The sequence below is a fragment of the Mycobacterium kansasii ATCC 12478 genome (genome assembly GCF_000157895.3).
GTDB lineage: Bacteria > Actinomycetota > Actinomycetes > Mycobacteriales > Mycobacteriaceae > Mycobacterium > Mycobacterium kansasii.
The window spans coordinates 5,457,781-5,470,145 of the sequence record NC_022663.1 but is presented as its reverse complement, the minus strand read 5'-3'; the positions used below and the strand labels follow the sequence as shown (position 1 = coordinate 5,470,145).

General features: G+C 66.9%; 9 protein-coding genes. 2 read left to right on the top strand and 7 right to left on the bottom strand.

The window, feature by feature from the left end; translation table 11 throughout:
* The first annotated feature begins 114 nt into the window (after positions 1-114).
* A complete protein-coding gene (locus tag MKAN_RS28940) occupies positions 115-1,401 on the top strand; it encodes a sterol desaturase family protein (RefSeq protein WP_023372414.1) in 1,287 nt (428 codons plus the stop codon).
* 12 nt (positions 1,402-1,413) lie between these two features.
* Here MKAN_RS28940 and MKAN_RS23635 read toward each other — a convergent pair whose 3' ends face one another.
* The 7 genes from MKAN_RS23635 to mqo all read right to left on the bottom strand — a co-directional run bounded on the left by MKAN_RS23635 (position 1,414) and on the right by mqo (position 10,274).
* Positions 1,414-3,006, bottom strand: a complete 1,593-nt coding sequence (locus MKAN_RS23635; RefSeq protein ID WP_023372413.1) for an MFS transporter — start codon at positions 3,004-3,006, stop codon at positions 1,414-1,416.
* 22 nt (positions 3,007-3,028) lie between these two features.
* Complete coding sequence (gene cobA / locus MKAN_RS23630; protein WP_023372412.1) at positions 3,029-4,264, bottom strand: uroporphyrinogen-III C-methyltransferase; 1,236 nt, start codon at positions 4,262-4,264, stop codon at positions 3,029-3,031.
* A 179-nt stretch (positions 4,265-4,443) separates the two neighbouring features.
* On the bottom strand, positions 4,444-5,817 hold the full coding sequence (locus tag MKAN_RS23625; RefSeq protein WP_023372411.1) for a cobyrinic acid a,c-diamide synthase CobB: 1,374 nt from the start codon (positions 5,815-5,817) through the stop codon (positions 4,444-4,446).
* A 4-nt stretch (positions 5,818-5,821) separates the two neighbouring features.
* Entirely contained in the window at positions 5,822-6,445 is a 624-nt protein-coding gene (gene cobO / locus MKAN_RS23620; RefSeq protein WP_023372410.1) for a cob(I)yrinic acid a,c-diamide adenosyltransferase, read from the bottom strand.
* Between the two features lie 33 nt (positions 6,446-6,478).
* Positions 6,479-8,326: a magnesium chelatase subunit D family protein gene (locus tag MKAN_RS23615; RefSeq protein WP_023372409.1), complete on the bottom strand. Its 1,848-nt coding sequence runs from the start codon at positions 8,324-8,326 to the stop codon at positions 6,479-6,481.
* Entirely contained in the window at positions 8,323-8,793 is a 471-nt protein-coding gene (locus tag MKAN_RS23610; RefSeq protein ID WP_023372408.1) for a GNAT family N-acetyltransferase, read from the bottom strand. Before MKAN_RS23610 ends, MKAN_RS23615 begins: the two co-directional genes overlap by 4 nt.
* Positions 8,790-10,274, bottom strand: coding sequence for a malate dehydrogenase (quinone) (gene mqo / locus MKAN_RS23605; protein ID WP_036391350.1), 1,485 nt, complete (start codon positions 10,272-10,274; stop codon positions 8,790-8,792). The genes MKAN_RS23610 and mqo overlap by 4 nt, the downstream gene beginning before the upstream one ends.
* A 237-nt stretch (positions 10,275-10,511) precedes the next feature.
* Between mqo and MKAN_RS23600 the strand changes: the two genes are divergently transcribed.
* Complete coding sequence (locus tag MKAN_RS23600; RefSeq protein ID WP_041803368.1) at positions 10,512-12,350, top strand: PE family protein; 1,839 nt, start codon at positions 10,512-10,514, stop codon at positions 12,348-12,350.
* Positions 12,351-12,365 lie beyond the last annotated feature (15 nt).

The window sequence follows — 12,365 nt, the reverse complement described above, 5'->3', positions numbered from 1 at the left end:
ACGGATAGACCGGACACGCGATCCACCCTTCGAAGGCCACGGCGCGTCACCACGAACGTCCCGCCCGCCCTGACACTCAGATATTCTTCAGCTGCAGGAGATACCTTGTCGCGCATGAACGCGGCGCTGACCAGGGCTGAACCCGAGTATCGGGACGGGCCGGTGCTGGCGGCATTGGGAATTTTGTACTCGGCCGAACTGATCGGGCTCGCTGGCGCCGCAGCTTTCGTCACCAAAGGCGGGCATGAGCATCTTGACCGCGGTACGACGGTGCTTGCGGTGATACTCGTCGCGGCCGCGGCCATGGCCGGCTGGCACGCAATCCGCCTGCTGCAGGGTGCGCGAGTGCTGAAGGTGACCGGCCTGGCGCTTCAGTCGGCGCTTCTGATCACCGCGATAGCGATCGCCACCGTACGACCGATCCTGGGAGTGCCCGCTGTCATCGTGTCGGCCGGCGTCCTGGTTGGGTGGGGCAGGCTGGCCAGGATTGGATGGCGATTAGCCGTAGCCGACCGCCCGGACCTCGTCGCGAGTACCGCTACTTCTGCGTCGGTGGGACCCGCTGCGGCTCGTGGATCAGGCGGGGTTAGTCCCGGCGGCATTGCTTTGGTGTTGGTCACCTCGACGCTGGTACTGGTCGCACTGAGCATGCGCGGTGAAATGGCGGTCAAGCTGGCGATCCTGGCGATTATCTTCATCCCGCTCGAGCGGCTGTTCGCACTTCGCCCGCTCCACGTGCTGCGCCGGGGATGGCGCACCGATGTGGTGCACTATCTGGTCAATGGAGCCGCGCGCAAGGTCGGACTCGTCGGCGCAGTGGCGGTGGTCGGCACCGTCCTGCAGGTCCTGGTACCGGCAGCCTTTCGCGGCAACGTTGCCGCGGCTTCGGGTTGGGTGCAAATCGTTGCGGCCCTGGGGATTACCGCAGTGGGCGGCTACGCGGGACATCGCGCCATGCACGAGGTTCCGGTCCTGTGGCGATTCCACCGCGTACACCACAGTGTTCGCGAGATGGACTGGCTCGCCGCCGGTCACATGCATCCCCTCGACCAGATAGCCATCCGCTCGGCCGCGGTGGTGCCGCTGTACGCGCTCGGCTTCGGTCGGGTCAGCCTCGGCGCGATCGTCATCCTGCTGACGGTTCAGGACATTTTCATCCACGCAAACCTGCGAATGACGTGCGGCCCACTGCGATGGCTGATTGCCACCCCGCAGTTCCACCACTGGCACCACGCACGCCAGCCCCAGGCTTACAACACCAACTATGCCGCGGAATTCCCCATCGTCGATGCGCTGTTCGGCACTTTGTACCTACCTACGGGCCGCTGGCCCGCGGAGTACGGCATCGACGATGACCAACCCGACGGTTATCTGCGTCAGCTCGTGTGGCCGCTGCGCTGACCGCCGGCAGAGTCAGAGTTCTCCGGCGTCGATGGCTTCCTTGACCTCTTGCGCGTGGGCGACCTGCGCCGGGGTGTAGCCGATCAACACCGCAGCCCCGCCTACGATGACGGCCGCTCCGGCGATCCACAGCAGACCATAGGTGTAGCCATGGTCGAGCGCGGCCAGCTGAGCGTCGTTCATGAATTTCACCGGGCCGGTGGTACCGCCCAAGTACAGCGTGCGCGAGGTGATCACGGCCTGGATCACGGCCAGCACGAGCGGCCCGCCCAGGCTCTGCAGCATCAGAGTCATCGCCGACACCGGGCCGATCTGGTCAAAACCCACGCCGGCGATCGCCGAAAGGGTCAGCGGCACAACCGCCATGCCGATGCCAACCCCACCCACGACGATGGGCACTACCAGGTTCGGGAAGTAGGCCACGCCACGGTGCATGAACAACCAGCCGTACAGCATGGCCAGAACTAGAAGATATCCCCCGGCGATCGTCAGCACCCGGGGCGAAAACCGCGACACCAACTGCGAGGAAATGCCCAGGCCGATACCCATCGCTATGACGAACGGGATGAAGCCGACACCGGCGCGCAGCGCGCTGTAGCCCAGGATGTCCTGCACGTACAGGCCGATGCTCACCGTCAGCGTGAACATGACACCGCCGGCCAGGAAGATCGCAATAAAGGTGACCAGCCGGTTGCGGTCGCGGAACAGGTGGAACGGCACGACGGGGTTTTCGGCGGTGCGTTCCACCACGATGAACGCGAGTACGGCAGCCAGAGCCACCGCGCCCGAACCGATCGTGGTCACCGAGATCCAGCCTTTTTCCGGCCCCATCGAGAAGGCGAAGACGGCAGCGGTGCATGCCAGCGTGGCCAGCATGGCGCCGGCCGCGTCGAGCTTCATCCGCTCACGGTTGGTTTCCCGCAGTGCGGTGCGGGCCAGGTAGATCATCACCAGACCGATCGGCACATTCACCAGGAACGCCAGCCGCCACGAAACCTCGGTCAGCGCTCCGCCGACCACGAGGCCCATCACCGAACCGATCGCCGTCATCGCCGCGAACACCGCCGTGGCGGCGTTACGCGCCGGTCCCTTCGGGAACGTGGTCGCCACCAGCGCCAGACCGGTCGGTGAGGCGATGGCCGACCCCACGCCCTGGGAGAGTCGCGCGATGACCATCGTGGCCTCGTCCCAGGCGACCGCGCACAGCACCGAGGAGATGGTGAACAGCGCGACGCCGACGATGAAGGTCCGCTTGCGCCCGATGGTGTCGCCGAGGCGCCCTCCGAGCAGCATCAGCCCGCCGAAGGTCAGCACGTAAGCGGTGATCACCCAGCTACGGCCGGCGTCGGACAGGCTGAGTTCGTTCTGGATCTTAGGAAGCGCGACGATGGCGACGGTGCTGTCCATGGTCGCCAAGAGCTGCATCCCGCCGATGGCGATGACAGCGGCGATGAAGCGACGGGAGGGCAGCCAGGTCGGGTAATACCTGGTGATGCGCTGCGAGGCGGTCTCCGCCGAGCGCGCCGGGCGAGCCGACGCCGGACGCTCCTGCCGTCCGGACGTCCAATTGTGGGCAGCCCGCTCTGTGTCGTTGAGAGCCGTCATAACGGGTTACCTTACAGTAATCTTAAGAATCGTTTAAACCCCGAACGCCACCGAGGCCTGCAACAGCCCCGATGACGACGATCGCGGGAGGTCGGATCCCCTCTGCGCGGACCTTTTCCGGCGTGTCGGCGAGGGTAGCCCGCAACGTGTGCTGAGCCGGCGTTGTTCCCTGCTGAACCACCAGCACGGGCGTTTTCGCAGGTCGGCCGCCTTTCAGTAGCGCGTCGACGAAAAGTTCGATGCGTTCCACCGCCATCAGCAAAACGATGGTGCCGGACAGTGCTGCCAAAGCATTCCAATTCACTAACGATTCGGGGTGACCGGGCGGGAGATGGCCGCTGACCACGACAAACTCGTGATTTGTGGCCCGATGCGTGACCGGAACACCAGCGGAAGCAGGAACCGCTATGGCACTCGTCACACCAGGCACCACAGTCACCGGAATACCGGCATCGGCGCATGCCAGTACCTCCTCATAGCCCCGGGCGAACACGAAGGGGTCACCACCCTTGAGGCGGACGACAAAGCTACCGGACTTGGCCCGTTCGATCATGGCGGCGTGGATTGCGTCCTGGGCCATGGCACGGCCGTATGGGATCTTGGCGGCGTCGATGACTTCCACATGCGGGGGAAGCTCGGCGAGCAACTCCGGTGGTGCCAGGCGGTCGGCAATCACGACATCCGCATGGGCAAGCAGGCGACGGCCACGGACGGTGATCAATTCGGGGTCGCCGGGTCCGCCACCGACCAGCGCTACCCCACCGTGGACGACGTCGGAGCTTACGGGGCCTTCCGGGCTTTCGGGGGTGATCAGCCCCGTCTGCAGCGCCTCTCGGATCGCAGACCGGATGGCAGCCGAACGGCGGTGCTCGCCGCCGGCCAGCACGCCCACCGACAGCCCCGCATAGCTGAATGTCGCCGGGGTAACTGCACTTCCTTCGACGGCGACGTCGGCACGGACGCAGAAGATCTGCCGGCTGTCGGCCTCGGCGACGACGGTCGCATTCACCTCCGCGTCGTCGGTGGCCGCTATCGCGTACCAGGCCCCTTCGAGGTCACCGTCGCGGTATTCACGCAGCGACAACGTGATGCCTTCCATCGCCTCGACGGCGCGGGTGGCGCTACGGGTGATCACGTGCACGTCTGCGCCGCTCGAGATGAGAAGGGGTAGCCGGCGTTGGGCGACACTGCCCCCGCCGACCACGACCACCTTCTTACCGGCCATTCGCAATCCGACGAGGTAAGGGCTCTCGGTCACCCGCCAAGCTTAGTGGTGATCGCCAGCCCGGCGGAGACGGGCGCAGCCGATCACCACCGTCGAACACCGTGGTGATCGCCAGCCCGGCGGAGACGGGCGCAGCCGATCACCACCGTCGAACACCGTGGTGATCGCCAGCCCGGCGGAGACGGGCGCAGCCGATCACCACCGCCGAGCCGCTACGACCGGGCGGAGGCATGTGCGACGAAGCGCGCTACCGCTTCCGGCGTCGCGGCCGGGTGTGTATGCAAGTAGGACGCATGCACACCGCCATGCACGACGCCGTCTCGCAGGGGGTGGTCGTCATGCCCGCGGCTTCGATACACCCACGCCGGCTGGTAGCTGTCGGTGAACGTGACGGTGGTGCGATGGAATTCGTGCCCGGCTACCCGCCGGCCGACCGAATACAGGGGCGAATCGGCGACCGCGACTGCGTCGCGGTATCCCAGTGTGAGGCGCTGGGTAAAGCGTGCCGAACCGGCCAGCACGCCGCACATCGGGTATCCATCCAGTTCGGATACCAGATAAATCAGTCCGGCGCATTCGGCGTGAACCGGGACGCCCGCGGCCGCCATGTGTTGGAGCTGGCCGCGGACCAACTCATTGGCGGAGAGTTCCGCCGCGAATTGCTCCGGGAATCCACCCGGCAGCAGCACGGCGTTCGTCCCTTCCGGCAGTGCCTGAGTGAGCGGGTCGAACTCGACGACATCGGCCCCGACGGCCCGCAACAGCTCGGCATGTTCGGCGTAGGCGAAGCTGAAGGCCTTGCCCGCCGCCATCGCAACGGTCGGGCGCCCGCCCACTGGCCCACCGACGGCGGTCACCGGGTCCCACGGCGGCGCGCCGACGCGGCTTGCAGCGGCCGCCACTATTGCGCTCAGATCGATGTGCCGAGCGACCAATGCCGTCATCGCCTCGACTGCCAGCCGGGCCCGGCGACCATACTCTACGGCGGTGACGAGCCCCAGATACCTTGTCGGAAGCTCCAATTCAGCGGTGCGGGGGATGGCGCCCAGCACGGGGACACCGGCCTGTTCGCACGCCTGTCGCAGCACATGCTCATGCCTGGCCGTCCCGACCCGGTTGAGGATGACGCCGGCAATCCGGGTTGCTGAGTCGAAGGTGGTGAAGCCGTGCAACAGTGCGGCAACGCTGTGGCTCTGGCCCCGCGCGTCGACCACTAGGACCACCGGCGCCCCCAGCAAGCCTGCGACGTGCGCGGTGGACCCTGCCGCAGGGCCGCTCACCGCTTCATCAATACGCCCGTCGAATAGGCCCATCACACCTTCGATCACCGCGATGTCGGCGCCGACGGTGCCGTGCGCGTAGAGCGGGCCGATGAGCTGCTCCCCCACCAATACCGGGTCCAGGTTGCGGCCGACCCGCCTTGAGGCGAGGGTGTGGTAACCGGGATCGATGAAGTCGGGACCGACCTTGAAGGGCGCGACCCGGTGACCGCCTTGGCATAGAGCCCCCATCAAACCCGTTGCGACGGTGGTCTTTCCGCTGCCCGAGGCGGGCGCGGCGATCACCAGGGCCGGTGTCGAGGTCACGGTTTCACCACTCGATGCCCTGCTGACCCTTACGGCCGACGTCCATCGGGTGTTTGACCTTGGTCATCTCGGTCACCAAATCGGCGGCCTCGATCAATCGAGGTGGTGCGTCGCGTCCGGTGATCACGACATGTTGGTGGCCGGGCCGTGCCAGCAACACCTCCACCACATCGTCGACGTCAAGCCAACCCCACTTCAACGGGTAGGTGAACTCATCCAGCACATAAAACTGGTGGCGTTCCTCCGCCAGCCGGCGTGCGATCTCGGCCCATCCGTCCGCCGCCGCGGCGGCGTGATCAACCTCGCTGCCGGTCTTGCGCGATTTACGCGTCCACGACCAGCCCGCGCCCATCTTGTGCCATTCGACGGCTCCGCCGATCCCTTGTTCGTCGTGCAACCGACCGAGCTGATGCAACGCCGCTTCTTCACCCACCTTCCATTTGGCACTCTTGACGAACTGGAACACCGCGACGTCGAGCCCGACATTCCACGCGCGCAGCGCCATTCCGAAGGCGGCCGTTGATTTTCCCTTGCCGTCACCGGTATGTATCGCCAGCACCGGCAGGTTACGCCGGGCCCTGGTTGTCAGACCATCATCGGGGATGTAAGTCGGATTTCCCTGCGGCATAAGCGGTTACCTTTCCGGCCTCAAGTCCCGGCTTCAAGCCACGTTACGGACGGCCCGCGTCAAGTGTTCGGCGTGCAGCTGCTCGAGCCGAACGGCCGGTGCACCCAGCTGCCGAGCCAGCTGCCCGGCCAATCCGAGGCGAACGTAGGAAGTTTCACAGTCTACGACCACAGCAGCAACTCCCTCGGCAGCCAGGCGAGACGCAGCAATTCGACTGCGGCCCAACGGGTCTGGCCCGGAAGTAGCCCGTCCGTCGGTAAGCACCACCACCAGGGCGCGGCGAGCGAGGTCACGCGCCTTCTCCCGGATGACCAACTCGCGCGCGGCCAATAGACCTTCCGCGAGCGGGGTTTTGCCGCCGGTGTCGAACCGGGCCAGCCGCCGGCCGGCGATGTGCGCCGATGACGTGGGCGGCAGCAACAACCCGGCCTCGTGCTGGCGGAACGTGATCACCGCGACCTTGTCGCGCCGCTGATAGGCGTCGCGCAGCAGCGACATGGTCGCGCCGCTGACCGCGGCCAAGCGATCGCGGGCGGCCATCGATCCCGAAGCGTCTACGACGAAGATCACCAGGTTTCCCTCGCGTCCCTCGCGGACCGCACGGCGAACGTCGTCCGCCTGCGGCCGCAACGGCCCGGCACCAGACGCATGCTCGGCGGCAGCCAACAGGGTGGCGAACAGATGCAGCCCATGACCGGCCGGGGCGCCAGCCTCAGCGGCGGCCACCACACTGCCCGACGCGTTGCGGGCCCGTGATCGTCGGCCGGGGGCTCCCTCGCCAACCCCCGGAACGGTCAGCGCGCGGGTACGAAACATGTTCGACGGCGGCGCACTCGGCTTTGGCGGCGTTGGTGCTGCATGCGAATTTGATTGGAACACAGAGTTGTTGGTGGACTGACCACCGCCCGGCGGGTCAGGCTCGGGTTCTGGGTCGGAACCGGCTCCCCCACCCGCGGGTGGTGCCCCCAGCGCCAGCGCCTCGTTCAGCTGGTCGCGGTCCAGACCGTGATCGTCGAAGGGGTCTCGACGGCGCCGATGCGGCAACGCCAGTTCGGCAGCTACCCGGATATCCTGTTCCTCGACAACGCCTGCACCGCGCCAGGCCGCATGAGCGGCTGCCGTTCGGGCCACCACCAGATCGGCTCGCATACCGTCGACGTCGAACGCCGCACACAACGCCGCAATGCGCCGTAACTCGTTGTCCGGCAGCAAGACATCATCGACGCTCCCCCGCGCCGCGGCAATCCGGTTGGCCAGCGCGGCGTCGGCGCTGGCATACCGTTCGGCGAACGTGTCCGGATCGGCCTCGTAAGCCATTCGCTGACGGATGACCTCCACCCGCACGTCGACGTCCCGCGATGCCTGCACGTCGACGGTGAGACCGAACCGGTCCAGCAGCTGGGGCCGCAGTTCTCCTTCCTCCGGATTCATGGTGCCGATCAGGACGAAACGGGCGTCATGCGAATGCGATACGCCATCGCGTTCGACGTGCACCCGTCCCATCGCCGCGGCGTCGAGCAATATGTCGACAAGATGATCGTGTAACAAGTTGACTTCGTCGACGTAGAGCACTCCCCCGTGAGCCCGGGCCAGCAACCCCGGCGAAAAGGCGTGCTCGCCCTCGCGCAGGACGCGCTGCAAATCCAGCGAGCCGACCACGCGGTCCTCGGTGGCCCCCAATGGCATTTCGACCAGCCCGGCACCACCACCTCCGGTCACGATCGACAGCAACGCGGCAAGCCCGCGCACGGCCGTCGATTTCGCGGTGCCCTTCTCCCCGCGGATAAGCACCCCACCGATCTCCGGGCGGACGGCACACAGCAGCAACGCAAGCCGCATTTGATCATGTCCGACGATCGCGCTGAACGGATACGGCTTCATGAGTGCGCCGTCCGACCGGATGCGGGCCGCAGCATCGGCACATGCGGAATACCGTCGTCGATGAAATCGTCACCGTCACGTACAAATCCGTGCTGCGCGTACATATCTGCGAGATAGACCTGCGCGTCGATCCGGCATGGGTAGTCACCAACCTCAGCCAAGGCGGCGCGCAGCAGCCGGGTGGTATGCCCCTGACCGCGGGCGTCACGTCTGGTACATAGCCGGCCGATCCGGAACGTCTTCTCGCCTCCGGCGTGTTCCTCCATGAGCCGCAATGTGCAAATCACCTCACCGTCAGGGTTTTCCAGCCAGAAGTGCCGTGTCTCGGCGAGCAGATCGCGGCCGTCCAGCTCGGGATATGGGCAGGCCTGTTCGACCACGAAAACCTCCACCCGCAGCTTCAGCAGTTCGTAAAGGGCTGCTGCATCAAGGTCCTTGGCCCACACACGGCGCAGCGCTTCTGTCATGGGATATCCAGTTGCAGTGCTTTGGTAGTCCATGACCACACTTCGTTGTACAACGCCGGCTCTGCCGAGAGCCTGGCCCCCAGCGACGGCACCATCTCCTTAAGCGTGGGCAGCCATGACTGATAGCGGTGAGCAAAGCACCGCTCCAACACCTCGAGCATGATCGGCACCGCCGTCGAGGCGCCGGGCGAGCCGCCGAGCAGTCCGACGATGCTACCGTCGGCGTCGCCGACGATTGTGGTGCCGAAGTCGAGCACCCCGCCCTTGCGCTTGTCACGCCGGATCACTTGCACTCGCTGACCGGCCACTAGCAAGTTCCAATCGGAATCGACTGCACTGGGCGCGAATTCACGCAGCGCGTCGACTCGGTCCGGTGCAGAGAGCCGCAGCTGGCTGACCAAGTAATTCAGCAATGTCATTTGGGTGAAGCCGACACCGAGCATGGATAGCACGTTGTTCGGCTTGATCGAGCGGGGCAGGTCGCTGAAGTGGCCCTGCTTCAAGAACTTTGGCGACCAGCCGGCGTAGGGTCCGAACACCAGCCATGACTTGCCGTTGACGAACCTCAGATCCAGGTGCAGCGCTCCCAGCGGTGGGGCTCCCGGCGACGGAACTCCGTAGACCTTGGCCCGGTGCGCGGCCGTGAGCACCGGGTTGTCGGTGCGCAGGAACCGGCCGCCAATCGGAAAGCCGGCGAAGCCCTTGATCTCTCTGATTCCGGACTTCTGCAACAATGGCAGCGCATCGCCGCCGGCCCCGATGAAGACGAATTTGGCATTCAGCTTGTGCTTTTGGCCGGCACGGCGATTCGTGACGGTCAAAGTCCAACTGCCGTCTGATTGTCGGGACAGCTGACGAACCTCGTGACCGAACAGCGCAGTGGCGCCGTTACGCACACAAAACCCGATAAGCTGGCGAGACAGCGCACCGAAGTCGACATCGGTTCCGCCGGAGGCCCAGTTGAGCGCGACCGGCTCGGAGAAGTCACGTTTGGCGCCCATGAACGGCAGCCGGCGAACGAACTCGTCCGGGTCATCGATCAGCTCGATTGCGGAAAACAATGGGTTGCTGGCCAGCGCAGCATGCCGGCGCCGGAGGTAGTCGACGCGGTCCGCGCCGTGCACGAAACTCACGTGCGGGACCGGGTTGAGGAAGCTGCGGACATCGCCCAGGATGGCGTTTTCCACGGCGTAGGCCCAGAACTGACGAGTGACCTGAAATTGCTCGGCAATGCGTACTGCTTTGCTGACATTGATCGAGCCGTCGAAGTTCTCTGGCGTGTAGTTCAATTCGCACAGCGCGGCGTGGCCGGTGCCGGCGTTGTTCCAGGGGCTGCTACTTTCGGCGGCGACGGTATCGAGCCGTTCGACAACAGTGATCGACCAGTCCGGCTCCAGCCGCTTCAACAACGCTGCCAGCGTGGCGCTCATGATGCCCGCGCCCACTAACACGACATCGGCGGTCCTGGTTAGCTCTGACACCGGGCATTGGTCCTTCCTTTGGCTGTGCCGGTCCCAGGTTATCCCGAGCGTGTGGGTGTCCACACCAGTGCGATCGGCTACCGATTGCCCGGAGCGGCACCATTTCGCCCGCCCCGAGCGAATCCGCCGCATTTACCAACTCGGCCGACGCCATTGCGTGATATCGATAGGATCTGATTTGCCGATCGTGCTTGGATGCAGCGCCGGAGTCAGGTCTTTCAGTGGGAGGTGCCCCTGATGTTGTTTGTGATCGCAACACCGGAAATTCTAACGGCGGCCTCTTCAGATCTGGCGGCTGTCGGGTCGGCGGTCATGGCAGCCAACACGGCCGCTGCGGTTCCGACAACACGATTGCTGGCCGCGGCCCAGGACGAGGTGTCGGCGGCCATCGCGGCCCTGTTCGGTGCGCACGCCCAGGAATACCAGGCCATCAGCGCGCAGGCGGCGGCGTTCCACGACCAGTTTGTGCGGGCTTTGACCGCATCCGGGGGCTCGTATGCCATGGCCGAGGCCGCCAACGCGTCGCCATTTCAGACCGTGCTGGACGCCGTCAATGCGCCCACCCAGGCACTGCTGGGGCGTCCGCTCATCGGTAACGGCGCCGATGGATCGGCACCCGGCCAGGCAGGCGCGCCCGGCGGGTTGCTGTACGGCAACGGTGGCAACGGCGCCGCCGGCGGGCCCAACCAGGCGGGCGGCGCCGGCGGCAACGCCGGACTGATCGGCCACGGCGGGGCCGGCGGCGTTGGGGGTGCCGGCGCGGTCGGTGGTAACGGCGGCACCGGGGGGCTGCTATTCGGCAACGGTGGGGCCGGCGGGCACGGCGGGCCTGGCGTCGCCGGTGTCAACGGCGGCAACGCCGGGCAAGGGGGCCACGGTGGCAACGCCTACCTGTTCGGCGACGGCGGCGCGGGCGGGCAAGGTGGCACCGGCGCCACTGGCATCGCCGGCAGCAATCCCACCCCCCTCGGCACCGCCGCGCCCGGCAGCGACGGCGCAAATCAGATTATGAATACCAGTAGCAATCTCACCGGCGGCGCCGGGGAAGACGGCAAAGCCGGCGGTGTCACCGTGGCCGGCGGCAACGGAGGCAACGGCGGCGTAGCGAGGAACGTATTCGGTAACGGCGACGTCACCGGCGGTGCAGCTGGCGACGGCGGAAACGGCGCCCATGGCGGCAACGGTGGTGTGGGTGGGGAGGCCTCGACAGGTGGTGCCACCGCCGTCAGCGGTAGTGGCGGCAATGGAGGTAACGCCGAGGCGGCCGGCGGTGCGGGCGGCAACGGCGGCAGGGGTGGGTTTGCACAAGCCACCAGCAGCGTGGCCGGGGGCAACGGTGGTAACGGCGGCAACGGCCATGACACTGACGTGTCGGGCGGCGCGGGCGGCGCGGGCGGCGTCGGCGGTGACGGCGGCCGTGGCGGTCTGCTGGCCGGCAACGGCGGGGGCGGTGGCCGCGGTGGTACCGGCGGCATCGGCGGCGCAGGCGCCCCCGGCGGTGCCGGTGGCGGCGGCGGCAAGGCCGACATGGCCAACAGCATCGGCCCTAATGCCACCGTTACCGCGGGCGATGGCGGAACAGGAGGTGATGGCGGCAGCGCACTAGGCACCGGGGGTGCCGGGGGCGCCGGCGGGCTGGGCGGTCACGGCGGCGCGGGCGGGCTGCTGTTTGGCAACGGCGGCGCCGGCGGCGCGGGCGGTATCGGCGGCGCCGGCGGTGAGGGCGGCGCCGGCGGTGGGGGCGGAGCCGGCGGTGCCGGCGGTGAAGCCATTCCCGGCGACGTGAACACCAACTCCTTCGGCGGTGACGGCGGCAACGGCGGTAGTGGCGGTAATGGTGGCAGCGGCGGTGGCGGCGGTGCCCCGGGCCTCGGTGGCACGGGCGGAACCGGAGGATGGCTGATCGGACAGGCGGGCAGCACCGGGGCCGGCGGCGCCGGCGGTGCGGGTGGTGCCGGAGGTGCCGGTGGCACGGCCGGTGACGGCGGCCCGGCTGGCGGTGGGGACACCAGCGACGGTAAAGCCGGCCTGTCCGGCGTGGACGGCTTCAACGGCAACACCGGCCAGCACGGCTGACCGACACGAGCAACG